The organism is Nocardia sp. NPDC051787 (genome assembly GCF_040681325.1).
In the GTDB taxonomy this organism is placed as follows: Bacteria; Actinomycetota; Actinomycetes; order Mycobacteriales; family Mycobacteriaceae; genus Nocardia.
This window is the reverse complement of sequence record NZ_JBFAYO010000009.1, coordinates 109,005-133,893: the sequence shown is the minus strand read 5'-3', so window position 1 is coordinate 133,893 and position 24,889 is coordinate 109,005. Positions and strand designations below refer to the sequence as shown.

19 protein-coding genes and 1 other RNA gene are annotated in these 24,889 nt (G+C 67.4%); 10 read left to right on the top strand and 10 right to left on the bottom strand.

All coding sequences use genetic code 11. From position 1 onward, the window contains the following. Nucleotides 1-409: 409 nt before the first annotated feature. The 3 genes from AB0M45_RS12360 to AB0M45_RS12350 all read left to right on the top strand — a co-directional run bounded on the left by AB0M45_RS12360 (nt 410) and on the right by AB0M45_RS12350 (nt 4,263). On the top strand, nt 410-1,231 hold the full coding sequence (locus AB0M45_RS12360) for a hypothetical protein (protein WP_364326557.1): 822 nt from the start codon (nt 410-412) through the stop codon (nt 1,229-1,231). Nucleotides 1,232-1,312: 81 nt separating this feature from the next. Next, the gene (locus AB0M45_RS12355; protein ID WP_364326553.1) at nt 1,313-3,559 is read left to right on the top strand and encodes an MMPL family transporter; all 2,247 of its coding nucleotides are present in this window, start codon (nt 1,313-1,315) and stop codon (nt 3,557-3,559) included. Further along, nucleotides 3,556-4,263, top strand: coding sequence for a TetR/AcrR family transcriptional regulator (locus AB0M45_RS12350; protein ID WP_364326550.1), 708 nt, complete (start codon nt 3,556-3,558; stop codon nt 4,261-4,263). Before AB0M45_RS12355 ends, AB0M45_RS12350 begins: the two co-directional genes overlap by 4 nt. A gap of 78 nt (nt 4,264-4,341) precedes the next feature. On the opposite strand, the gene AB0M45_RS12345 is transcribed toward AB0M45_RS12350, so the two are convergent. Next, complete coding sequence (locus AB0M45_RS12345) at nt 4,342-5,013, bottom strand: response regulator (protein ID WP_364326547.1); 672 nt, start codon at nt 5,011-5,013, stop codon at nt 4,342-4,344. Then, entirely contained in the window at nt 5,010-6,587 is a 1,578-nt protein-coding gene (locus AB0M45_RS12340; RefSeq protein ID WP_364326544.1) for a sensor histidine kinase, read from the bottom strand. The genes AB0M45_RS12345 and AB0M45_RS12340 overlap by 4 nt, the downstream gene beginning before the upstream one ends. 177 nt (nt 6,588-6,764) lie before the next feature. Here AB0M45_RS12340 and AB0M45_RS12335 point away from each other — a divergent pair, with 177 nt between their 5' ends. From AB0M45_RS12335 to AB0M45_RS12325, 3 genes are read left to right on the top strand one after another with little or no spacing between them, the layout of a single operon-like run. Then, entirely contained in the window at nt 6,765-7,742 is a 978-nt protein-coding gene (locus AB0M45_RS12335; protein ID WP_364326541.1) for a tripartite tricarboxylate transporter substrate-binding protein, read from the top strand. Then, nucleotides 7,739-8,338, top strand: a complete 600-nt coding sequence (locus tag AB0M45_RS12330) for a tripartite tricarboxylate transporter TctB family protein (protein WP_364326538.1) — start codon at nt 7,739-7,741, stop codon at nt 8,336-8,338. The genes AB0M45_RS12335 and AB0M45_RS12330 overlap by 4 nt, the downstream gene beginning before the upstream one ends. 1 nt (nt 8,339) lies before the next feature. Beyond that, entirely contained in the window at nt 8,340-9,893 is a 1,554-nt protein-coding gene (locus tag AB0M45_RS12325; RefSeq protein WP_364326535.1) for a tripartite tricarboxylate transporter permease, read from the top strand. A 181-nt stretch (nt 9,894-10,074) separates the two neighbouring features. Here the strand turns inward: AB0M45_RS12325 and AB0M45_RS12320 are convergent, their stop codons facing one another. After that, complete coding sequence (locus tag AB0M45_RS12320; RefSeq protein ID WP_364326532.1) at nt 10,075-10,998, bottom strand: neutral zinc metallopeptidase; 924 nt, start codon at nt 10,996-10,998, stop codon at nt 10,075-10,077. Between the two features lie 358 nt (nt 10,999-11,356). Between AB0M45_RS12320 and AB0M45_RS12315 the strand changes: the two genes are divergently transcribed. After that, nucleotides 11,357-12,988 carry a DUF2207 domain-containing protein gene (locus tag AB0M45_RS12315; RefSeq protein WP_364326529.1) on the top strand — a complete coding sequence of 544 codons (1,632 nt, stop codon included), beginning with the start codon at nt 11,357-11,359 and terminating at the stop codon, nt 12,986-12,988. A 63-nt stretch (nt 12,989-13,051) separates the two neighbouring features. On the opposite strand, the gene AB0M45_RS12310 is transcribed toward AB0M45_RS12315, so the two are convergent. Both AB0M45_RS12310 and AB0M45_RS12305 read right to left on the bottom strand, forming a co-directional pair. Continuing rightward, complete coding sequence (locus AB0M45_RS12310; RefSeq protein ID WP_364326526.1) at nt 13,052-14,317, bottom strand: ROK family protein; 1,266 nt, start codon at nt 14,315-14,317, stop codon at nt 13,052-13,054. 631 nt (nt 14,318-14,948) lie between these two features. After that, complete coding sequence (locus AB0M45_RS12305) at nt 14,949-15,392, bottom strand: peptidoglycan-binding domain-containing protein (protein WP_364326523.1); 444 nt, start codon at nt 15,390-15,392, stop codon at nt 14,949-14,951. A 364-nt stretch (nt 15,393-15,756) separates the two neighbouring features. Between AB0M45_RS12305 and AB0M45_RS12300 the strand changes: the two genes are divergently transcribed. After that, nucleotides 15,757-16,101, top strand: a complete 345-nt coding sequence (locus AB0M45_RS12300; protein ID WP_364326520.1) for a hypothetical protein — start codon at nt 15,757-15,759, stop codon at nt 16,099-16,101. Between the two features lie 148 nt (nt 16,102-16,249). On the opposite strand, the gene AB0M45_RS12295 is transcribed toward AB0M45_RS12300, so the two are convergent. The 3 genes from AB0M45_RS12295 to AB0M45_RS12285 all read right to left on the bottom strand — a co-directional run bounded on the left by AB0M45_RS12295 (nt 16,250) and on the right by AB0M45_RS12285 (nt 21,663). Then, the gene (locus AB0M45_RS12295) at nt 16,250-20,104 is read right to left on the bottom strand and encodes a tetratricopeptide repeat protein (RefSeq protein ID WP_364326517.1); all 3,855 of its coding nucleotides are present in this window, start codon (nt 20,102-20,104) and stop codon (nt 16,250-16,252) included. 150 nt (nt 20,105-20,254) lie between these two features. Continuing rightward, nucleotides 20,255-20,962, bottom strand: a complete 708-nt coding sequence (locus tag AB0M45_RS12290) for a hypothetical protein (RefSeq protein WP_364326514.1) — start codon at nt 20,960-20,962, stop codon at nt 20,255-20,257. A gap of 125 nt (nt 20,963-21,087) precedes the next feature. Then, nucleotides 21,088-21,663, bottom strand: coding sequence for an HhH-GPD-type base excision DNA repair protein (locus AB0M45_RS12285; protein WP_364326511.1), 576 nt, complete (start codon nt 21,661-21,663; stop codon nt 21,088-21,090). Between the two features lie 213 nt (nt 21,664-21,876). Between AB0M45_RS12285 and AB0M45_RS12280 the strand changes: the two genes are divergently transcribed. Both AB0M45_RS12280 and AB0M45_RS12275 read left to right on the top strand, forming a co-directional pair. Further along, the gene (locus AB0M45_RS12280; protein ID WP_364326804.1) at nt 21,877-22,683 is read left to right on the top strand and encodes a methyltransferase domain-containing protein; all 807 of its coding nucleotides are present in this window, start codon (nt 21,877-21,879) and stop codon (nt 22,681-22,683) included. A 9-nt stretch (nt 22,684-22,692) separates the two neighbouring features. Then, on the top strand, nt 22,693-23,133 hold the full coding sequence (locus tag AB0M45_RS12275) for an SRPBCC family protein (protein ID WP_364326508.1): 441 nt from the start codon (nt 22,693-22,695) through the stop codon (nt 23,131-23,133). A gap of 120 nt (nt 23,134-23,253) precedes the next feature. Here the strand turns inward: AB0M45_RS12275 and AB0M45_RS12270 are convergent, their stop codons facing one another. After that, a complete protein-coding gene (locus AB0M45_RS12270; RefSeq protein WP_364326505.1) occupies nt 23,254-24,543 on the bottom strand; it encodes an aminotransferase class I/II-fold pyridoxal phosphate-dependent enzyme in 1,290 nt (429 codons plus the stop codon). Nucleotides 24,544-24,724: 181 nt separating this feature from the next. After that, an RNA gene (gene ffs / locus AB0M45_RS12265) (signal recognition particle sRNA small type) lies at nt 24,725-24,819 on the bottom strand. Nucleotides 24,820-24,889: the final 70 nt, after the last annotated feature.

Here is a 24,889-nt window from a genome sequence, read left to right as displayed (position 1 = left end):
GACATGCCCGGCCGGTATGGCGGATTCCAGCGCGTATATGTGATTCAGATCACAACATGCCGAGCGCCTTCTTCGGCGATCAACCGCCCCTCACCAGATGGCAATGATCTAGCAATCACATATGCCTCGCGGGTCAATTCGGAAGTCGGTCGCCACATCACTCCTCATGAGCCCGAAAATATGGACGCACACCCCGATTGACGCCGACTTTTCGGAGATAACGAATCCGTCACCATGAGTGACATGACGCAATCCGCTGGCTAACGTGACTGTCGGCAACTTCGGTAGCCAAACCTTCATCAGGTTGGTGACCCCGGCCGGTCCCTCATCCCGACCGGGGCACAACCAAAAGTTCGGCCCACGGGTGACCAGCGCCAACTCCCACACTTCCACCGGAGGAACTTCCACCGTGCCGTCGTGTGACGACATCGCCGCCGCCTGGCTGTCCAGCACCGATTTCGCCGGCGACCGCTCCGCAGTAGCTCTACTCAGCCGCGCGATCAGCCCGGAGGATTTCGCGATCAAGCGCGACTCGCTCCCGGTGACCGCGGCCGCCGACCCAGCTACCTCGGCCGCCATCCTCGAACTCCTCGAACGCGGCCAGGTCCCCACCATGGCCGCGATCCGCACCCTGACCGCACAGAACGAGATGCGCCGCGAGGCCGAGCGCATCGAACGCCTCGGCCGTCGCGCGCAGCGCAGCATCGACGACTTCGGAAGGGTGCTCGCCAAACTCGCGGACGCGCACTGGACCACATACGGATACGGACCCACCCGCCGCGACGTGTTGTGCAGCGAGCAGATCATGACGCTGATCCGCACCCGGGTCGGCAATATCGCCCCGTCGGCGGTCAAGCATCTGTGGCTGATCGAACGGGCGCAGCGCGCCGGCTGGATCGCCTCCAACGCCAATCCCCGATCCCTCTGTGCCGCACGGCGTTTCTACGCCGCCCAGTACGGCAACCGCGTGTCGCTGCGCCCGGTGAACACGATTGGTACCGCCATCGCGACTTACCTCGCCGACTATCTGGACGAGCACGGCCGCCCGCCCCGCTGGTCGGTGGTCGCACAGGAATTGCGTGACGACCGCGGCCGCCGGATCTTCCACAACACCGCCGATGCCCGCGCCCAACAGCTCTGGCTGACCACCGCCGAGTGGGTCGCCATGCGCGACGATCTCCCCGAACCAGGACGCAGGGGCCTACGGGCGATCCGTAAATCCCGCGGCTGACCTCCGGCTCGTCGAGCGGCCTCGACAGCGCCAGGTTAACAGCGTTACTGTAACGTCGTTAACCTACCGAGGAGAGCCACGATGCTGACCCGGATAGCCGGCTTCACCACCCGCTCACCCCGCATCGTGCTAGCGACGGCGTTCGCCCTTGCCGTGCTGTTCGGCGTCTTCGGCGCGACCGCGGCCACGCACCTGAAGTCCGGCGGCTTCACCTCCGACGACGCCGAGTCCGCCCGGGTGACCCAGCTCATCGCCGACAACTTCGGCGGCGCCGCACCCAACTTCGTGCTGCTGGTCAGCTCGGACGCGGGCGCCGACGATCCGGCCACAAAAGCGACGGGCCTCGGACTGGTGGACGCGCTGAAGGCGCGCTCCGGTGTGCAGGGCGTCCAGTCCTACTGGACCGCACCGCCGCCCTTGGCGAGCGCGCTGCGCAGCACCGACGGCAAGAACGCCCTGGTCATCGCCTTCCTGGATGGCGACGAAACACAGATTCAGCAGACCGCGGGCGAGTTGGAGAAGCAGTTGGCCCTGGACTCCGGCGGCATCACGGTCCGCCAGGGCGGCATCGCGGCGATCTATCACGACGTGACCGAACAGACCACCCGAGATCTGGCCCTGGCCGAGGGCGTCGCGGTACCGCTGTCGATGATCGTGCTGATCCTGGTGTTCGGCAGCCTGGTCGCCGCCGCTCTCCCGCTGGCCATCGGCCTGTTCGCCATCCTCGCCACACTGGCGATCCTGCGGCTGTTCACGCTGTTCACCGACGTCTCGATCTACGCGCTGAACATGACGACGGCAATGGGCCTGGCGCTGGCCATCGACGCCAGCCTGTTCATCGTCAGCCGCTTCCGGGAAGAACTCGGCAACGGCCTCGACACCACCGCGGCCACCATCCGCTCCGTACAGACCGCCGGACGCACCGTGCTGTTCTCCGCACTGACCGTGGCGCTGTCGATGGCCGTGCTGAGCGTGTTCGATCTGTACTTCCTGAAATCTTTCGCGTACGCGGGCGTCGCGGTCGTCGTCGCGGCGGCGGCCGCCTCGATCGTGGTCCTGCCCGCCGCGCTGGTGTTGCTCGGCCCTCGGGTGAACTCCCTCGATCTGCGGGTTCCGCTGCGGCGCCTGTTCCGTCGCGGCGCGCCCGCGCCCGGCCCGCAGGCGCCGGAGGAAACCGGCTGGTACCGAATGGTCAGCTGGGTGATGCGGCACGCGGCGCCGGTCGCGATCGTCATCATCGCGGTGTTGCTGGCGCTCGGCGCTCCGTTCCTGTCGGTCAAGTTCGGTTATCCCGACGACCGGGTGCTGCCGACCAGTGCCTCCAGCCGCCAGGTCGGCGACGCGCTGCGCACCCAGTTCCCCCAGGCCGACCCGGTCGCCAATACCACGATCGTGCTGGACGGATACCGCGGCGACACCGCGGCGATCGGCTCTTACGCCGCCGAGCTGTCTCGGGTCGACGGTGTACCGGCGGTGCTGTCCAGCGCCGGGATCTACGTCTCCGGAGCCCGCCTCGGCGCGCCTCCACCCGGTATGGCCACCGACACCGGGACATATCTGAGCGTCGCGACCAAGCTCGATCCCTTCTCGCCCGCCGGTGACCGGCAACTGCGCGAGATCCGGGCGGTCCCGGCACCGGGCCCGGCACTCTACGGCGGCGCGGCGGCGGCCAACGCCGACTCGCTGCACGCACTGGCCGCCCGGCTGCCGCTCGCCGTCGCGCTGATCGCGCTGACCACTTTCATCGTGCTGTTCTTGTTCACCGGCAGCGTGGTGCTGCCGATCAAAGCGCTTGTGTTGAATACCCTTTCGCTGGCCGCGGCGTTCGGCGCGATGGTGTGGGTGTTCCAGGAGGGCCACCTATCCTGGCTGCTCGGCTTCACTCCGGTCGGCTACCTGGTGCCGACCATGCCGATCCTGATGTTCTGCCTGGCCTTCGGCCTATCGATGGATTACGAGGTGTTCTTGCTGTCACGGGTGCGCGAGGAATGGCTGGCCACGCACGACAACACGCGCGCGGTCGCGGTCGGCGTGGCTCGCACGGGCCGGATCTTCACCGCGGCCGCCGTGCTGATGGCGATCGTGCTCGGCGCCCTGGTGACCTCCAAGGTGTCGTTCATGCAATTGCTCGGCCTCGGCCTCACGCTGACCGTGCTCGCCGACGCCACGATCATCCGCGGCCTGCTCGCGCCGGCACTCATGCGGCTGCTCGGCAAGGCGAACTGGTGGGCGCCCGAACCGTTGGCGCGCCTGCACGCCAAGATCGGGCTGACCGAGGGCGAGGAGAGCACCGCGTCCCGCACGCTGGAAGGCGCGGGCCGGGCATGATCGGTGGCCGACGTCCGCGATCGCCGCGCGGTTCCGGAGCACAACTGCGCGAGGAGATTCTGCGCGCCACCGCCGAACTGCTCGCGCGGACCGGCCATGCCGACGCGGTCTCGATCCGGGCGGTGAGCAAGCTGGTCGGGGTGAGTGCGCCGTCCATCTATCGGCATTTCGCGGACAAGGACGAACTCATCGAGGCCGTGGTGGCCCAAGCCTTCGAGGATTTGTCCGCCGCACTGCGCGCAGCGATCGACCCGAATACCTCTCCAATGAACCGCCTGCGCGATCAGGGCATGGCATATGTCCGCTTCGCTCTGCAACATCCGGAGCAGTACCGGCTTGCCACCGCGCCGACTACGAGCCGAGGGGCGGTCGATCAGGTGCTCACCAGCGGCGCGTTCCAACTCTTCGCGGTGACGGTGCGCGAATGCATGGACGAGGGGACGATCGCCCCGGGCGACCCGCTGCCTGTCGTGCTCCAGATGTGGGCGGTCGCTCACGGCATCGCGTCGCTGCTGATCGCCAAGCCTTATCTGCCCTGGGGCGAGGTCGAGGCGGCCGCCGACCGGGTGATGAGCGCCGCCTGTGTCGGCCACGCCGTGCTCGACCTGATCGGCGGCGCTCCAACCCCCGACGAGGTCACCGACTGGATCGGTCGGCTCCGGGAGAAAAATCCAGCGCCCCTGGCAAAGGCGCCGGGTCAGTAGCCCGGCCGCGCGGCTGTCCCGTGCTCGGCCGATGGTTAGTACCACGCAACCGCAGTCCCACATCGGAATCGCGCCTGATCACCCGCCGATCCAGTGGTATCGGCGCTCCGGGCGGCCGGTGCCGCCGTAGCGCAACCGTACGTGGGCATGTTCGGTTTCCACGAAGTACTCGAGATAGCGGCGGGCACTGACGCGCGACAGTGCGGTCGCCTCGGCGCACTCCTGCGCGGAGAGGTCGGGAGTCGCCGCGCGCAGCACTCGTTCCACCAGTTCCGCGGTCTGCGCGGTCAACCCCTTCGGCAGCGCGGCCGATCCGCGCGGCCGTCCGCCGAAGACCTCGTCCACATCCGACTGCGCGGCCCGCGACAGCACACCCAGCTTGGCGTGTAGCGCGGCGAAATGCCGCAGCTGGTCGTAGAGCGCGCCATAGGTGAACGGCTTGATCAGGTAGTGCAGCACGCCGCCGCGCACCGCAGCGCGGATTGTGTCCACATCGTCGGCCGCGCTGATCACCACGACATCGGTCGCCTCGGCGGATTCCCGGATGCCTCGCAATACGGTCAGGCCATCGATATCGGGCAGATAGATGTCGAGCAGTACCAGATCCGGGGCTAGTTCGCCGATCATGCGCAGCGCGTCCGCGCCGGTGCGGGCCACGCCGGCGACCGCGAAACCCGGTGTCTTGGCGACATATCCGGAGTGCACCTTGGCGACCATGAAGTCGTCGTCGACGACGAGCACCCGGATCACCGCCGTGTCTCCGCAACGATCGGCAACGACGCGGTGAACACCGCGCCCTCTGCGTTGTGCACCGAGACCGAACCGCCCCGTCGCACACATGCCTGCCTCGTGATCGCCAGGCCGAGACCACGCTGCCCGCCTTGCTCGGCGGCCTTGGTGGTGAAGCCGTTACGGAAAACCTCCCGCGCGAGTTCGGGCGCGACACCGGGACCGGAGTCGCGGACCACCACGTGCACCTCGGTATCGGACTGCCGCAGATCGACTTCGATCCACCCGGCGCTCGGTCCGCGCAGGGCGTCCAAGGCGTTGTCCACCAGATTGCCGAGCACCGTGACGAGATCCGCGGACAGCGATTCGTCCACCTCGCGCAACTCGCTCGTCGTCGACATGCGCAGCCCGACACCTTGTTCCGCGGCGAGGCTGGCCTTGGCGATCAGCAGCGCGGCGACCGCGGGATCACCGATCCGGCCGGTCACCTCGGCCTGCCACTGATCGCTGCGGGCACTCACCCGGTCGACGTAGCGGCGGACCTCGTCGTACTCGCTGAGTTCGATCAGCCCGGCGATGGTGTGCAACCGGTTGCGGAACTCGTGCGCTTGAGCGCGCAGGGTTCCAGTGGCGTTGCGGTGCTCGGTCAACTGATCTTGCAGCCGGACCAGCTCGGTGCGGTCGCGCAACGTGACGACCGCGCCGAGGGTGCGCTGCCGCCGTCTGATCGGGGTCCGGTTCATCACCAGCACCCTGCCTCGGCGCAGGCCGATCAGGTCGGTGCCCGCGACCTTTCCGGTGAGCACGTCCAGCACACGCTCGTTGAGTCCGAGGTCGTGGAGGTTCTGCCCGACCACCGTCCCCGGCAGCGAGAGCAGCACCCTGGCCTGATCGTTGACCAGGGTGATCCGCTGCTGCTGGTCCAGCCCCACGACGCCCTCGTGGATGCCGTGCAGCATCGCTTCTCGATGTTCGACCAGCCCGCTGATCTCGGCCGGTTCCAGACCGAAGGTCTGCCGCTTCACCCACCAGGCGACCGACAAGGATCCGACGATCCCGAGCGCGCTCGCGATGCCGAGCAGACCGAGCAGGCCAGGGAACGAATCGGTGAGTATCTGCCAGACTGCGGGATGCTGTTTGCGCGCGGCGACGAAACCGACGACGCGGTGCGTGTCCTGGGCGATGACCGGAACGTGCGCCACCACCGCACCGTCCATCTCGCCCACCCAGGCCCGGCCGTCGCGCACCGGCGAATCAGCCAGCCGTAGCGGCTCGCCGATCTCGCCGGGGTACTGCGAGGTGAGCACCTTGCCGTCGGCCCGTGCGATCACCACCACGTCCGCGCCGGAAGCCACCTGCGCCGACGTGGCGAACGGCGCGAGCCGCAGATGCTGCTTCGGATCGGCGAGCAGCGCACGCAGGCTCGGATTGGCCGCGACATCTTCGGCGATACCGAGCATCCGCCGCGATTCGGTGGTCCGGAATGTCTCGCTCGCCTGCGCAACCACCACCGCGGCTACCGCCGCGAGCAGGACGAGCACGATCAGCAGCTGCAAGGCGAGCAGCCGACGTGCCAGCGAGCCCTTCTTGCCCACGGTCCTGATACCTCCTGGCAAATCCCTCGCAGCCAGTGTGACCCGTACCACGCCGATCCGCGGCCTGCTCTGCTGTGAACACTACGAACACAACGACCGTTGCGGACGCAAGGCAGACATGACCCAGTGACAGGACTCACAATTTCGGCCAGCTCGATGAAGAGATGAGGATCCACAATGCCAACCCCGAAACTGCTTGCCGCCATCGTCGGTGTGCTGGCAGCCGTATCCATGACGGCCTGCACCGACACGGGCGGCGGTACCGATAAGATCACCGGCCTGCGGATCATGGTGCCGAATTCCCCAGGCGGCGGCTACGACATCACCGCCCGCACCTCGGCGAAGGCCATGGAGGACGCGAACATCGCGCGGTCCGTCGAGGTCTTCAACCTGCCGGGCGCCGGAGGAACGGTCGGCCTCGGCCGATTGGTCGGCGAGAACGGCAACGGCAAATTGGTGATGCAGATGGGCCTGGGGGTGGTGGGCAGCGTCTACACCAACAAGTCGCCGTCCGACCTGACCGAGACCACACCGATCGCACGGCTGGTCGAGGAGCCGGACATCATCGTGGTGTCGAAGAACTCCAAGTACACCGATATCAAGCAGCTCGCGGCCGAGTGGAAGGCGAACCCGGGCGCGGTCCCGGTCGGCGGCGGCTCCTCGCCGGGCGGACCGGATCACCTGGCTCCGATGCTGGTGGCCAAGGCGATCGGAATCGAGCCTAAGCGGGTCAACTACGTACCATTCGACGGCGGCGGCGAGCTGCTCGCGTCGATCCTCGGCAACAAACTCGGCTTCGGCGTTTCGGGCGTCGGTGAATACCTCGACCAGATCGAGGCGGGTGAACTGCGGGTGCTCGCGGTGACCGGCCCCAAGCGAATCGACGGTGTGGACGCGCCGACACTGCGGGAGGCGGGCATCGACGTCGAATTCACCAACTGGCGCGGCGTCGTGGCACCCCCTGGCATCAGCGACAGCGACCGCCAGGCCCTCATCGCCGCCTATACGAAAATGCACGGCTCCGCGCAGTGGAAGAACGCGCTCGCGAACAACGGTTGGGGCGATGCGTTCCTCACCGGTGACGAGTTCGGCGGCTTCATCCAGCGGCAGACCGACCAGGTCGGGTCGGTGCTGAACGAACTGGGCCTGGGATGAGCAGCGGCGCACCCGGGCGTAGCGATCCGGCGATCGGCCTCGGCGCATCCGACGGCAGCGGCACAGGCGAGCAGCGGCGCGATAACTGGACCGCGCGCCCCGTGTTCGGCTGGCTGCGAGAACACTCCGAACTGGGGGTGGTCGTCCTGCTGGCCGGTTCCGGTGCCCTGGTGATCATCGATGCGCTCACCATGTCGGTCGGCTACACCCAGCGCGGCCCGGTCGGCCCGAAGGCGATGCCGCTGGCCGTGGGGGCGCTGCTGCTGGCGGTCGCGGTCGCGCTGGCCGTCGACGTACTGCGCGGTGGACGGGGCGAGGCCGAAGGCGGCGAGGACATCGACTTGACCACGCCGCCGGAGTGGCGGACCGTTCTCCTGCTCGTCGGTGTCTTCGTCGCCAATATCGTGCTGATCGAGATCGTCGGATTCCCGATCGCGGGCGCGCTGCTGTTCTGGGGCGCCGCCTACGCACTCGGCAGCAGGCATTGGCTTCGCGACCCGCTGGTCGCCGCCGCGCTCGCGTTGGTCACCTACGTGGTCTTCGTGCGACTGCTCGATGTAGCACTGCCCGGCGGGCCGCTGAGCGGGGTGATCTGAGATGGGTGGACTGGAAAACCTGGTCGAGGGCTTCGGCACCGCGCTCACGCCGACACATCTGCTGCTCGCTGCGATCGGGGTACTGCTCGGCACCGCGATCGGGGTGCTGCCCGGTATCGGGCCTGCGATGGCGGTCGCACTGCTGCTGCCGATCACCTACAGCGTGGAGCCAACTGGCGCGTTCATCATGTTCGCCGGGATCTACTACGGCGGCATGTTCGGCGGCTCGACCACCTCGATCCTGCTGAACACACCCGGCGAGACCGCGGCGGTGGTCACCGCGATCGAGGGCCATCCGATGGCGCGGCAGGGGCGCGGCGCGCAGGCGCTGGCGACCGCGGCGATCGGCCACTTCATCGGCGGTATCGCGGGCACGCTGCTGCTGGTGCTGCTGGCGCCCGCGGTCGCCGATCTCGCAGTGGACATCGGCGCACCGGACTATTTCGCGATCATGCTGCTGGCGTTCATCGCGGTCACCTCGGTGCTCGGCAGCTCCCGAGTACGCGGATTCGCCTCGCTCGGCCTCGGTTTGGCGCTCGGCCTGATCGGACTCGACCCGATCACCGGGCAGCAGCGGCTGACCTTCGGCTCACTGCAGCTGGCCGACGGCATCGACCTGATCGTGGTGGCGGTCGGCCTGTTTGCGGTCGGTGAGGCGCTGTGGGTCGCCGCGCATCTCCGCCACCGGCCCACCCAGCCCATTCCGGTGGGCAGACCCTGGTTGAGCAGGCAGGACGTGGCACGGTCATGGAAACCCTGGCTGCGCGGACCGCTCATCGGGTTCCCGTTCGGCTCGGTTCCCGCGGGCGGAGCGGAGATTCCGACGTTCCTGTCCTACGCGACCGAGAAGCGGCTGTCGAAGCACCCCGGCGAATTCGGCAAGGGCGCCATCGAGGGCGTCGCCGGACCGGAGGCCACCGCGAGCGCGTCCGCGGCGGGAACGCTGACCACGATGCTCACCCTCGGCCTGCCGACGACCGCGACCGCGGCGGTGATGCTCGCAGCCTTCCAGCAGTACGGCATCCAGCCGGGACCGCTGCTGTTCCAGCGTGAATCGGAATTGGTGTGGACGCTCATCGCGAGCCTTTTCATCGGAACCACGCTGCTGCTCGCGCTGAATCTGCCGCTGGCGCCGCTCTGGGCGAAACTGCTGCGGATTCCGCGCCCGTACCTCTACGCAGGAATTCTGTTCTTTGCCACGGTCGGCGCGTACGCACTCAGCGCTGATGTGGTCGACCTGGTGCTGCTGCTGATGATCGGCGTCATCGGACTGCTCATGCGGCGATTCGGGCTGCCGCTGCTGCCCGCGATCATCGGAGTGATCCTCGGACCGAACGCGGAACAGCAGATGCGGCGGGCCCTGCAGATCAGCGACGGTCACCTCAGTGGGTTGGTGAACACCTGGTTCTCGGTGGCCGTGTACGCGGTGATCGCGGTGATCCTCCTGTGGCCGCTGATCGCGCGGGCGATCCGGTCCAGGGAGAGCCGCAGGGTTTCCGGTGATGGCCCGACAGGCGGTGGGACACCCGCGGAGCCGGTGGGCGTCGACACCTAACCGTTTGTCAGTCCGCCGATGAGCTGGCTGGAGGCAATTCGCCGGGGCGCTTCGATGAGGGGGCGCCTCGGCGGATCCGCTCGGTCCGGCGACCCGAGACGCCAGCACGCCTGGACAGCGAGACCGAGCCGACCGAGGAATGCGGCCGCACACCGCGACGACAGGCGGGTGCGTCACCCCCTCAGCTCACCGAGCTGGCCGACGCGGTGAACGTATTGCACTGTGCCGCACGGTTCTTGTCCAGCCCCGTCTCGAACCACTGACCGCCGTTCTCGGACGAACCGTGGTCGCGCATGTCTCCTGCCTGGTCACCACGGCCGTAGGCATCCTTGCGCGCGAGGGTGAGCTGCCGATCGGTCAGGGAACCGCCCTCCGCCGAGGACGAGAGGTACATACCGTCGAAGCAATTGGCCTGCAATTCGACTCGGCGCGACAATTCCAGCCCCTTGGCGCTGCGTGGGCCCACGTCGGCGCGCTCGCTGTTGGCCCGGCGCAGGATTCCCGACATCGCCTGCACATGATGTCCGTACTCGTGTGCGAAGACCGACAGGTAGACCACCCAGTTGTCCTTGAAGTAATCGGTCTGCAATTGGCTGATCGGCATGTAGATGGTCTTGTTCGCCGGGCAGTAGAACGCGGCGAAATTGCTCGTCGACCCGGTGCAGGGCGTGGTGATGCCGGACGTGGTCGCGCTGACGTTCACCGTGGGCGGCTGGAACGGCAGATTCGCTTTGCGCAGCACCGGTTTCCACGCCGCCTCCAGGCACGACGCGGCGCTTTCGAAGAACTTGCGCGCGGCGTCCACCTGGGTTCCCCACGGGGAGTAATCACACCGCGCCGGGAGCAGCGTCGCGTTGGGGTCGGTCAGCAGCGGGTTGTTGCCGGTCTCCGAGGGACCGGTCGAGCCGTCCGCCTGCGGGTCGAAGGTGAAGGTCGGCTGCGGACCGGACGCGTCGCTGTCGTCGCGTCCGACGGAGATCGCGTTACGAACCAGGCCGCCCGCGACCAGGAAGACGACCACGACCAGCAGCGCAATCCAGCCGCCGCCACCTCCGCGTTTGCGCGGCGGTGGATAGGGCGGACGTCCGGGCGGACCATAGGGCATCGGCGGCGGAACATGCGGGCGATACCCCGGCACACCGTGGGCGGGCGGCGGGCCATACCCGGGCGGCGGGGCATATCCCGGCGGAGCACCGTGACCAGGAGGCGGGGCATATCCTGGCGGAGCACCGTGACCAGGAGGCGGAGCGTATCCCGGCGGAGCACCGTAACCAGGAGGCGGGCCATAACCCGGCTGCGAGCCGAAGGGCGCACCGTAACCGGGCTGCGGCGGAACCGGGCGCCCGCCATGCGGAACCGGTCCGTGTCCGTACGGTGGTTGTGTCACGCCCCCGTACCCCCTCATCTCAGTGATCGCCGACAGCCGCTGACGCAGAATAGCAAGCTGTCTAGAGTAGGCAGCCATGCTGACTTTTCGGGGGGCCGCCGTAGGCGCGCTGCTACTCGCCTCCGCGGGAATGCTCGCGTCGGCCCCGGTCGCCCACACGGAGCCCGCACCGAGCGGTGTAACCATCACCGCCGATCTGAAGTTGAACCGCGAGGGCGTCCTCGAGGTGGTCGAACAGGTGGCGGTGCCGCCGGACGGCTCGTTCCGGATGTCACTTCCGCTGCGGCTGAAGGTGAGCGACGACGCCGAGCGCATCTTCCAGGTCACCGACGTGGATACCGAGGGCGCCGGCACCGCGACGGTGGCGAACGACCAGTTCACCATCGAGGCGAAGCCCGGCGAATCCACCTTCAGGTACTCGGTGCGGAACACGGTCAGCGACGCGCCCGGCACCCAGGTATTCCGTTGGCTCGGTGTGCTCAACGCCGATATCGCCGCGATCAGCGCGACGCTGATCAGCCCCAGCTTCGAAATGGGAATCGTCGACTGCAAACTCGGCCCGCCCGGCAACACGCGGCCGTGCGCCGACGTCAAGATCGAATCCGACGGAGTGCTCTTCCTGGAGCAGGCCGACCTGCACAAGGGCGACGCGATCGATCTGACCTTGCAGCTGCCGCCCGGCACCGTGCCGAGTAACGCCGACGTGCGCGGCAGCGGCACCGGAGGTCCCTTCGCGATCACCGGCCCGGTACTCGTCGCATTCGGCGTCCTGCTGCTCGCCCTGGCCGGCCTGGTCGCGTTCGTGCTGCGCGCCCGTCGTCAGGACGCCGCCGCGGGCAGCGGTTCGGCGACGATCGATCCGCTGCTGCGCGAGAGCGACCGCGTGCAGTTCACCTCGCCCGACGGCGTGCTGCCCGGCGAGGCCGGCCTACTGCTGGACGGGTATGTCGACCCCGTCGACATCGCCGCCACCGTGGTGGATCTCGCGGTGCGCCGATACATCCGGCTCGCTCCGCTCAGCGACCGGGACTGGCGGATCACCCGCGTGAACGCCCCCGACGATCAGCTGCGCGACTACGAGAAGGCCGTCTACCAAGCGCTGCTGCCCGCGGGCACCGACGCGGTGACGCTCGCCGAGCTGCGCGAGCCGGGCCGTATCGCCGCCGGTCCGGTCCGCACCGCCCTGCTCGCCGACGCCGTAGCTCGCGGCAACTTCCTCGATCGCCGCCGCCCGGGTCTCCCGGTGTGGCTGGGCGGTGCGCTGGTCGTCGCGGGTATCGCCGCGACCGTCGTGCTCGCCCTGACCTCCGGGCACGCCCTGGTCGGCGTCGCCATCGCCCTCGGCGGCGTGGCGACCTTGCTGCTGCCGAAGTACCTTCCGGTCCGCACGGCTCGCGGGTTGGAGCTCACCCGGCAGATCCGCGCGCTGCAACGCGGGTTGGAAGCGACGCGGCGCGAACAGATCCCGCCGATCGACCAGGAGACGGTGTTCTCCCGTGCCCTGCCGTTCACGGTGATCGGCGGCCGCGTCGACAACTGGATCCGCGTCTTCCGCGACCTCGATCCGTCAGCCGACGCGCAACCCGGCCTCTACTGGTTCGCCGGCTTCGAGCGCGAGCGCAACCTCCAGCGCTTCGCAAGCCACTTCCCGTTCTTCATCACCGCGCTGGAAGGGCTGTTCGCGAACGCCGGAGATCCGCACCGCTAGCGCGTTCACACCCACGAAAAGGGGCGACCAGCCACATGGCCGGTCGCCCCTTTCTCGTATCGCTCAGTCGATCGACGCGCTTCGCCGGATGGCGGCGAGCGGATCGGCGTAGAGGACACTCAGCGATGTCACCACCGCGGCGAATTCCTGCACCTTTCCGCCGAATCCGCTGATCCGGATATCGGTCGGCGGCAGCGTGGAGCCCTGGTTGAACGCACGCGCCACATGGGCGACCGCGGGCCGGTAGGCGGTGAAGGCCTGGCCGCCCAGGATCACCCGATCTGGGTTGAGCATGTCCCGCACCATGGCCACCGTGTGCCCGAGGATGGCGGCTCGTTCGGCCAGCAGTTCGCGCGCGGGTTCCGAGCCCGCGGCCGCCGCCCGGTACAGGTCGGCGATGGTCGAGCCCCCGGTTCCGTTGTGGGCTGGGATGATGCCGCGACCGACCGCCCTGGAGTGCAGCGACCGATCGCCTACGGTCACCTCCAAGCAGCCGCGACGGCCGCAGGCGCATTCGACATTCGAACCGGTGGGCAAGTGCGCGATCGAACCGGGACCGTTGCTCGGAGTATGCACGCGACCATCCAAAGTCACCGCAACACCCGCGGTTTCGCGCACGTAGAAGTACAGACTGCTGCCGCGGGCCTGGTCCTTCGGGTCGCCGGTGGGCAACAGCAGCTCGGAGGCGGCCATCGCCTCGACGTGCGGCGCCACCGACACCGGCAGCTCCAGTACCTCACCGAGCACCGAGCCCACCGGCGCGCCACGCCATTCCAGCTTCGGATGATCGACGACGCCGGTGAGCGGGTCGACCCGGCCGCCGATCGCGACGCCGGCCCACAATGCCTTGCGCCGATGCCAGCGCTGCAGGAACGCTTTCGCGCTGCGGGCGACCGTGGTGGTGGCGAACTCTTGCCCGGTCTGCGGGGTGGCGATGGCCAGCCCGCCGAGAATGCGGCCGCGCAGATCGGAGGCCACGATCTTGGTGGCCGCGGCGCCTACGTGAATACCGATGGTCAGGTAGGCGTCGTGATCGATTTCGAACGGCACGCGGGGGCGCCCGACCGCACCCGAGGCCGTCAGGTCGGGGCGCTCACGCAGCAGGCCGGCCGCGAGCAGCGCGGAAACTTGGCGATTGACCGTCGCGATGCTCAAACGCGTTGTGCGCGCGGCATTGTCGCGGGAAACGGGACCGCCGGTGGCGGCGCGCAGGACCGCGGCCGCCGGGTTGTCGCCGATGCGGAGTTCGGGAGCAACCACGGGACGCTGAACCCGGACACGACCGTTGGCGACCCTGGAGACGGACCGTTCAAGGGCGGGAAGGGACATTGTGTAGATCCTTGCTGAAGTCCCGTTATCCAACGGGACATGCCTACATGGGCGGCGAGGCAGCAAATGAGCAGGTAAAACGGCTCAGCTGCAGCAAGAAAGGCGACACAGCTCGCGCGTCAAAGGCAGCCGCAGGCCCAGCGCCGCAGTCACGTAAGCGACCCGCAGGGGGTTCCATCGGCCAGCAGACATGTCATCAAAATTAACACCGATGTCCGCGACGCACCAACCCGCGACTCGCCGTTGTGCGCACCCGCACATTATCTCCGCAGGTCGTGAACACACGAAAAGGACCCCGGTCCACCGAGAAGTCCTCGGGGCGGGGTCTTTTCGCGCGCCCGGATTACTTCGGCGCGACGAACGGTTGATTGATCGTGGTGAAGTACTGGATCACAGCCGAGGCGGCTGTAACCACCATGAATAGTGGTTCGCAGTGTGACCGGTCGGTTGACGGCTGAGAAACTCGACTTTGGGGGCACCGTGGGCGAGTTTGCCGCAGTGCGACGACGCGCAGCGACGGCCGCCGACCCGGAGAGAGCCTTCGACAAGACCCGCCGCGACGTCGTGTGGATAGTGGGCGCCGACTGGGAGCCCTATGTCCAGGTACCGTGGACTACTCGCCGACCTGAGACTAGCCGTGGCCGTATCGGTGGCAGTTGACCTCGGTCCCGTCAAAGAAGGCCCAGTTGATCTTACCGAAGGTTTCGGGCCCAAAGATGCCATCGGCGCCAGCACCCGCTTGCTTCTGGGCATGGATCAAGGCGGATTTCGTCTTGGGACCGAAAACGCCGTCGCGAGAAATGTTCTGGCCGTAGCACTTCCACAATGTAGACTGGAGGGCTCTGACGGCATCGCCCGAGTTGCCCTCGCGCATCGTGCACTCCCCGGGTATCGGAATCTTGGCGACCCGGCCTCGACTGTCTTTCTGCGAGACAGAATCGTTGCAAGTCGTGGCCGCGGTCGCGGGGGCCGCAGTCACGACGCCCAGCCCGGTGCCGCTCAGCAGGACGGCCGCAATGGAACCAACCACCTTCATACGCATGTTTCCCATTTTTTCCTCGTTCTCGTTGCGCATTCAAGTAATTGACGCATTTGATCGTCCGAGTAATATCGTCGTTCCCGACGAAATCGATTGGGTCAATCAATGTCGTCACAACCCGAATAACGTTGCGTCGTACCCTGGTTTTCGTTCCACGGCAGAGCAGCGTTACCGCCGAATCGAGTCCGCCGACCACCTTTTACACTCCTTTGAGATTCCAGCCGATTGACCCGAGCCGGATGGGCCCAGCGCGGCGTTCGCGAAACCGAGTGTTGTATTCGTCTATGGGAGAACTTGGTCGCCACCTCAGGTACATCGGCCGTGCCACAGATCGACCGCGCCTGGACCGAGCACATTGCGATGCTGAATCACGCGGGCAGTGATAGCCGGGTGCGAGAGCGTGCGCATTGCCGTCGTGAAATTGCTGCGTGAACAGGCGGCAGCTGTCAGCGATTTCGCGTCGCTGGACGAGCTGTCACAGCTGGCTCGATTGCTTCGGACTCGGGCGCTGCTCGAGGAGACCGTGGCGGTGATAGCGCAGGTCGTGGCAGCGGCGGACAGGGAGGTCGATATCGACGACGTGTCGTCGATATCGACAATGACCAGATCGCTCTTATATTTTGGGGACGATTTCCAAGCCGTTGGCCGACGCGCGGAGGCAGCAGCCGCATGGCGGCGCTTCATAGACGTGGAAAAGCGGTCGGCGGCGGGTAGCAGGCCCGCACGGCTCGGTAATGCCTTATGAACGGGTTGTCGCGCGGGCGAAAAAGTGCGGGGCCGTTCGGCGGCAGTCGAATTCGGCGCCGAAGCCCTCGCGCAAAACTCGCCTTGACCCTGCACAATCGGGCGGTCGCGGCCGGTCAGCTTCAGCTGCCCGACCTGTGCGGCATGGGTTATCCGCCATCTCGTAGGCGGGGCCTGAACAGTTCGGGCTCGGCCGGTGCGAGCTGGGTGTATATCCGGAGAGCGCGCTCGTTCAGTGCGTCAGCGGTGGCCGGATCGCGGTCGACCACCAGCCGCGCGGTGTCCTCGCAGATCGCGGCCAGTTCGGGTAGATACCGCAGCGGGATTTTCGCGGCTGCGGGTTCGATGAATCGCAGTGCCCTCCTGGCATTTTCGAGCGCGTCATCAGCTCTACCGATGGCGACCAAGTGGCTTGCGTGGTGACGCAAGCACGTCGCCAGGTCAGCGCCGTGCGTATCCGGGTCGGGAATCGCGTTGGACTCGATCATTTCCAGGGCTTGCGCCGAGATTTCTACGGCCTCCGTGTGCCGCCCCACCCGCGCCAGGTGCCGGGCATGGTCGACGAGCGCGCCCGCCAGGTACTCCACTTCCTCCGGGTCCGCTCGGCACAACTCCCGGTAGATCCGTAGCGCTTCCATCGAATAATGCAGTGGCACAGCACTTTCCGCTTCGGCTTCGGCGTGCCAGGCGGCGTGATGCCACAATGACCACGCCAGATTGCTGCGGTGGGCGCGACCCTTGCCCGCCATCTGACGCCACAGCTCAAGGGCACGAGCGTTGTACCGCAACGCTTCTCGGTATCGCCCACAATCCGCCAACGCGTCGGCGAGAGAATCGAGAGTGTCCGCGAGTTTCGCGCGATGGTCGTCGTCGCTGCCTTCGATGACCTCTTCCACCAGCGTCACGGCGGCCTGTGCCGTATCGAGAGCAGCCTGCCGCTGCCCGGAATCGCCGAGCATCCAGGCGTAGGTGCCGAGTAGGTTCACCACCAGGAGGCGGTCCTTCGCATCAGCAGTCGATCCGAATTGCCTTGCCCAGCCGATGATTTCGCCGAGGTCGGTAGCGGCGCCCGCCGAATCCCGACGGTCGTGACAGTACTCGGCGTGGCGGTCCACGACGTCTACCAGGTCAGACAGATGCCGCCGGTCGTGCTGGGCCGCCTCCCACCACAGCCGCACCGCTGCCGCCGAACGATGCTTGGCCTCAGGCCACTGATCGGCTGCGGACATCCAGGCGGCCAGCGCACGCGTGGTGCGCGCCAACTGCGGCAGGAACGCCAGGTGTTCCTCGGCGGCACAGTCCTGGACGATTCGGACGGCCCGCTCCTGCACCCGAACCGCTTCGTGGTGACGATCGAGACGGCTCAACGCCGTCGCGTGGTTGGCTAGTGCTTTGGCCAACAATTCCGAAGTTTCGCAGGGGTTCGGCTCATCGAATACTGCCACCGTGCGCACCGCGGCCTCGAGTGCTTCCTCATAACGCTCGAGGTTGATCAGCTGGTTCGCGTAGTTGAGCAGGTTGATGCCCACCTCGCTACGATGGCGCTCATCGAGCAGACTCAGCTCTTCGTTGATATCGATAGCGCGAGCCGTGAAGATGATCGCTTCCTCCGGGCGCCCAGAGTTGTCGAGCCGGAAAGCGTGATTGTTCAGGACCTTCCCGACCGTGACCAGATGCGTATCACGATTGCTCGCCAGCAGCTGCTCGGCGTAGGTGAGAGCCTGCGCGGACATCTCCAGTGCTTCATCGTGGCGCCCGGTCTCTGTAAGCGCGCTGGCATACCGGTCCAGGACGTCCGCGCACTTGCGCGGATCGCGCTCGGATTCGGATAGCTCGTACAGCAAAGCCACAGTGCGCGTGCTGGTTTCCAGCGCCTCCAAGGTCTCACCCACCCGTGACAGGCATCGCGTCAGAACCGAGAGGGCGTCGATGAGGTCGGCCTGCTCAGATCTGCCTTCGTCGACCATCCGCTCGCCCAGCTCCAGCAAGGATCTCGCGTACTCCAGCGCCGCCCGATCATTGCCGCTGTCCGCGGAAATCTCCGCCAGCGTGCGTAACGCGTCGAACCGACGCTCATCGCGGCTGTGCCCCGGCTTCAGCCGGCCGCAGAACTCGAGCGCCGCGGCGGCGGCGTGCTGTGCGAGTTCATACTCGCCGATTCTGTGGTGCAGCACCGCCTGAGTGGTCAGGGCGTAAGCATGATCGCCCAGGTACCTATTCGGGTCGGCGCCGGCGAGCCGCGCGAAGGTTGCCTCCGCCTCCTGGACGCACGCCAACGCCTCCTCATATTCCGACAGATCGATCTGGTTCGCCGCGGCGGTGCAGAGCACATTCGACAGCGAACCCTGCATCTCGGTGTTGTCCGCGGCGATCGAGCGGTAAAGCGCCGCCGATCGCGTCAGCAATTCTTTCGCCGCTGTTCGGTTCCCGAGACCGCCCAGCACGAGAGCCCGGTTGTGCAGGGCATTCGCCGCATGACTCAGAGAATCGGGATCGGCTTGCGCGAGCTGCTCGGCCACCGCCAGCGCCTCCGCCGATCGCCGGTCGGCGGCCGTCAACTGGCCGGCTTCCCGGTGCATGGCGGCGGCACAGGTGAGCATCCCACTGAGTTCCGCGCGATGTTCCACCGGATCCTTCTCGACCAATACCCGCGCGTGGGTGAGCCCGCGTTCGGCGACCTCCGCGGCCTCGCTGGCGAGACCTACCGAATGCAGCCGATACGCGTGCGCGCGCAGCTCCTCGACCAGGATGGCCAGGTGCACGTCCGGATCCCGGTCCGCGCACTCGGCCCGTTCCACGGTCGCGTATCGGCCGAATGCCACTGCCATAGCCGGGTTTTCGAGCTGGTCGGCGAGGCGGACGAGTTGCTGAAACGCTTCCGCGACACCGTCGGCAGCAGCGCCGAGATCGACGATGCGCTGCCGGACTTCGATGAATCGCTGCCAGGACAACGCCGCATCATCGTGGCGGCCCGCGCGATATTGGGTTTCCCCATGCGCGCGCAGGGCCGTGGCCAGCGTTCCCCACGCCGGAATATCCTCGGCGACAGCGGCTTCGGCAGCCAACTCCACCACACGCGCGGACACCGTCACCGCGTCGTCGAAACATTCCCGCCTACGCAACACATCCAGCCACTGTCGAAGCCCCTGCGCCGACGCGGACTTCGTGAGCGCGGCCACGCAAGCATGCAGCACGGCGCGGTGCTCGCTGTGAGCCGCGCTGGCCTGTGCGCTGTCACCGAGGCGCCTGAGCAATCCACGGTGCGTGGCCCAGGCCTTATCCAGCGCGAGCGCGGAGCCGATCTCCGGTGTGCGCCGAAAATGCTTCTGACTCAGTTGAATCCCGTGTTCCGACTCCGCTATCGCTGGCTCGGGTGAGTTCGCGCTTGCCAGGAACTGAGCCGCCGTGAAATGGGCGGCCGCGAGCCACCGTAGGTAGGTCGGCTCGTCCCGGCCCGCCAACTCGGTGAGGATCGTCACTACGCGCCTGGAGTTCACGACACCGTAGGCAACCTGCTCCGCAGTCCGCTCCCGCACGAGATCTAAAGCCCCGACCAGGTCTTCGAGCACGCGGACCTGCCACACCAAATCCTCATCGGAGTCGGTGGCCACCATCGCGCTCAGCTCGGCGGCAACGGTGAGCAGTTCGACGGCAACCTGATCGGCCGTCTCCTCACCCTCGGCCCAGCGCCGCAGAATCTGCACGCGCTCCCGCATATCCGGGTCCGCATGCCAGGTCGGCCGCGCCGCCCGCACCAGCGCCAGCCGCAACGGCTGCAACTCGGGCGCATCGAAGGTCGCGACCTGGAACAACAGCGCCGCCGCCCGCGACACCACCGGCTGCTCGAGGCATGCCTCCAGCGCCGCCGTCACCTCATCGGCAACCCGCGTGGCCTTGTCCCGCAAGAATTCCCACACGGCGTCCGCGACCAGCAGCGGGAGTTGATCGGCGAACCCCTCGCTCGCCAGGTAATGCCCGGAACCCTCCACCCATCTGGAACCCATGCCCCGCAACGTAACACCCGCGGAAATGGGATCCGCTCGAGGAAACCTTAACGGCGCAAATCAAGACACGTTGCCCACATGAGTGACTGGAATCACAGCGTTGGAAAACAGCTGGTAAACCCCGCCTTCCAGTCATTTCCCCAGGTCGGATCAGTTCCCCGGGAATGAGGAATTGACCGTTGTGAAGTACTGGATCGCGGCGCCGATCGCCACCGGAGCGGTGATCAGGATCTGGCCCGCGAGGGTGCCGAGCGCACCGACCGCGATGATGCCGCCGAGGCAGCCGATAGCGGCGGCCGGGATGAACGCGCCGAACAGGCCGACGATCGCCGCCGAGGCGACGGTCGCGCCGGCGATGCCGCCGAGCACGCAGCCGACGGCCCCGCCCGCCAGGCCGCCGACGAGCGTGCCGATGGTCGCCCCCGCGCTGATCGTGCTGGTCAGGCGGGTCCAGGCGGCGACCTCACGGTCGTACTCGGTCTTCCACGGCGCCTTGTCCTCGTACGGCAGGGCGACCGGCTTGTAGACCGCGTGCTCACGGTCGAAGATCGGGGTCAGGGTGGCGCTGCGGCCGGAAATCTGTGCGGCGATCGGGAACTCGAAATCGTCGAGCCGAAACCGCAGCGGCGTGGCCGCGACCACGGTACCGTTGGAGGCCTTCACCTCGAGCACTTCGTCCTCGACGACCAGCGAACCCGCGTCGGTTTCGATGATCGACTGGGTATCGGTCGCATGCGCGGTGAAATTGATCGCGCCCTCGGCACTTTCCTCCGCAGGCGCGGCACCGGCCGTCCCCGCGGCCACTCCGGTCGCCACGGTCACCAGCGCCGCGAGTACGGCGAGCTTCCTCATCCTCATGTCCTGCAATCCCTCATCTCGGGTGGAGCTGTTCCAGCCGAAAGCATCGGCCACAAACTCCGGAAGAACGAGGAAAAAACGCACGAAGATTTCAAACAGGCAACCCACGAGTTACGGCCGCCACGCTAGGTCGTTTTGGCGGCCGCTTTCGCCTGCTTCTTGAATTCCCGCACCTGCGCGAGAGATTCGGCGTCGGTCACGTCGGCTACCGAGCGGCGCGAGCCCTCCTCGCCGTAGGCGCCCGCTGCCGCGCGCCACCCCTTGGGCCGCACGCCGCGCTGCTTGCCGAGCAGCGCCAGGAAGATCTTGGCTTTCTGCTCGCCGTAGCCGGGCAGAGCCTTCAGGCGCCGCAGCACCTCCTTGCCATCCGGGTCGCCCGCGGTCCAGATATTCTCGGCCCTGCCGTCGTAGTGCTCGATGACGTAGCGGGCCAGCTCCTGGGCGCGCCGAGCCATGGAACGGCCGTAGCGGTGGATGGCGGGCGGCGTCGCGGCGAGATCCTCGAACTCCTGCGGGTCGGCCTCGGCGATGCGGTGGATGTCGAACCCGCCCATCCGGTCGGCGATCTTCTTCGGGCCGCGGAAGGCGTGCTCCATCGGGTACTGCTGGTCGAGGAGCATCCCGAGCAACGTGGCGAAGTGGTCCTCGGTCAGAAGCTTGTCCGCCTCGGCGTCCTGCGCCAGACACAGCGTGCGAGACATCGCCTACCTCCTGCTCGGTGTACTCCGGACCGGTTCGATCATCCCACCAGTGCCGACGACCGGGGAACGCCCGGTTCATCGGCCACGGTGAGTGACGCGAGTCACATGCCCTACGCGCGGGTAGACGACACGCCGCGTAGGCTCCAGGCCATGCCTCAGATGACGGCGACCCCGACAGGCACGACGGCAACGGCCAGGGACGGACACGGGCCCATGAACACCTACGGATTGCGCCCAGATCGGTTCGACCGAGCAGGTCAGGACCAACTTGTCGACGTGCGCGACCTGCAGGCCGCGCTACCCGGTATCCGCCGCTTGCGCACCTGGGCGCATGAAGCGCTCGCGCTGCGACCCGGCGAGCACGCCGTGGACATCGGCTCCGGCACAGGTACAGAAGTCATCGGCTTCGCCGAAGCCGTGGGCCCGAACGGCAGCGCGGTCGGCGTCGAGCCCGACCCGCACCTGCTCGCTTCCGCGGAACGCCGGGCCGCCGAGTCGGGCTCGACGGCAACATTCCACTCCGGCGACGCCTACGGCGTGCCGTTCGGCTCGGACAGCTTCGACGCCGCACTGTGCGAGCGCGTCTTCCAGCACCTCACCGCACCGGCTCGCGCGGCCAACGAGATCGCGCGCGTGCTGCGACCCGGCGGACGCGTCGTGGTGGTGGACAGCGACTGGGGCACGGCGATCATGCACCCCGGCGACCGCCGGGTCGTGCGCGAGGTGATCGACACGCTCATATCGGCGACCACCAACCCGCTGGCGGGTCGCCGCATCCCCGGCCTGCTCACCAAGGCCGGTTTGGTGGTCGACGACATCAACTCGCAAGCCCTGGTGCAGGACCGCAGCGTCGGCGTCGGCTCGCTGGTCACCAGGATCTCGGCGATGGCGGTCGCGCGCGGCGCGATCACCGAGGCGCAGCGCGATCAACTGCTCACCGACCTCGAGGCGGGCGCGGCCAGCGGCGACATCCACCTCTCGGTCACCATGTTCGCCGTCCTCGCACACAAACCACGCTGAACCGGCCCGATGGCCGTCGACGTACTGACCGAAGTCGAGATCGACCGCTCGCGCGAGCTGGTCGCGGCCTTCGCCGGCGACCCGACCCATGCTCCCGCCTGGTACTCGCGCATACACAGCGCCACCTGGCAGACGGAGCCGCCGCTGCGGGTCGGCGCGCGGATGTCATTCGTCGCCCACTTCCTGGGGCGTCGGCTGACTTACACCTATGAGGTCGTTGACTACGTGCCCGGCGAGCGGTTGGTGATGCGGACCGCGGAGGGCCCGTTTCCAATGGAAACGACCTACATCTGGGCGGACACCGCGGCGGGCGGCACCCGCATGACGCTGCGCAACCGCGGCGAGCCCAGCGGGTTCGGGAAACTCGCCGCGCCACTGCTGGAAGCGGCGATCCGCCGGGCCAACCGCGCCGACCTCACGCAGCTCAAGACGCTGCTGGAGACCGGATAAGCGGCGGCCCGCCTTGGTCGGGCTGGTCCGGGTGCGGGCAGACCCCGACCGGCTGGGCCCAGGAGCGAACGCCCGGCACGAAATCCATGCCGGGCGCCGCTGGGTGCGATCTGTCCCCGATTACTTTCCGAGCAGCTTCTCGGTGGCCGCGAGCAGCACGCAGGTGGCCAGGCCGTCCATCGCCTTCTCGAGCTCGGGGAGCTTCGGGAAGCTGGGTGCGATGCGAATGTTCTTGTCTTCCGGGTCATTCCGGTACGGGAAGGCGGAGCCCGCCGCAGTCAGCGCGATGCCCGCGTCCTTGGCGAGCGCGATCACCCGCGCCGCGGTGCCCTCCAGCACGTCCAGGCTGATGAAGTAGCCGCCCTTCGGCTCGGTCCAGGACGCCACTTTGGACGCGCCCAGGCGGTCCTCCAGGATCTTCAGCACCAGCGCGAACTTCGGCTCCAGAATCGCGCGGTGCTTCTGCATGTGCGCGCGCACGCCGTCGGCATCCTGGAAGAAACGCAGGTGACGCAACTGGTTGATCTTGTCCGGGCCGATGCTCTTCTTCGACGCATGGCTCAGGTACCAGTCCAGATCGGCCTTGGAACCGCCGAGGAAACTCACACCCGCGCCGGCGAAGGTGATCTTCGATGTGGAGGCGAATACCAACGGACGGTTCGGGTTTCCGGCCGCGGCGGCCATGCCGAGTACATCGTGCACCGGGGCCGCGGTGTCGGTGAGCGGGTGCACCGCATAGGCGTTGTCCCAGAACAGCCGGAAGTCCGGTGCCGCGGCGGGCATCGAAACAAGCTCGCGGACCACATCTTCGGAGAACGTGACACCGGTCGGGTTGGAGTAGTTCGGCACCGCCCACAGACCCTTGATCTGCGGGTCGTTCGCCAGCAGTTCGGCGATGGCGTGGATATCGGGACCGTCGTGGCGCATCGGGATCGGAATCATCTCGAAGCCGAGCGCCTCGGTGATCGCGAAGTGCCGGTCGTAGCCGGGGGCCGGACACAGGAACTTCAGTGTGTCCTCGGCCGCCCAGCGCCGTTCGGAGTCGTTGGTGCCGTACAGCATCGCGTAGGTGATCACGTCGTGCATCAACTCAAGGCTGGCGTTGTTGCCCGCGAGCAGGTTGTCCACCGGGATGCCGAGCAGCTCACCGAAGATCGCCCGCAGCTCCGGGAGACCGTGCAGGCCACCGTAGTTACGGCAATCGGTGCCGGTGCCGTCGCGGTAATCCCCCTCGCCGGGCAGGTCGAGCAGCGCGGCGGACAGGTCGAGTTGTTCCGGAGAAGGTTTGCCCCTGGTCAGGTCCAGCGTCAGCTTCTCGGTCTTGAGCGTCGCGTAGTTCGCGGTCTGGGTGTCGTGCTCGTGCACGAGTTCCTCATGGCTCATCAAACCGATCTGCGTTTGCCGGGGCATCCTGGGCAGCCTTTCAAGCAGCGAAGGGACGATGGGTTGGCCGGACCGATGTGCGGCGGCGGCCGAACATGGTGTCCGTGCAGACGCACGTGCATCCGCGGACGGTGTTCACGTTACCCGTGCGCTGCTCGGAATTGGAGGCGTTATCCGACGGCGGATCGCCCGTCCGCGCGAGCCCTTTGAAAGGGGACCCCGCGCACCCGGCAGAGCCCGTTGACCCTTGCTGCCTTCCGGCCCTGGGGGGGTTCACAGGATGCGCGCCGCGCGGGATCCGTCGGCCAGTGTAGCCGCTCCCACCCGCAGGTCCATCCCCCGGGGTCCGCCACCCCGTCTTACCAGGCGCTTC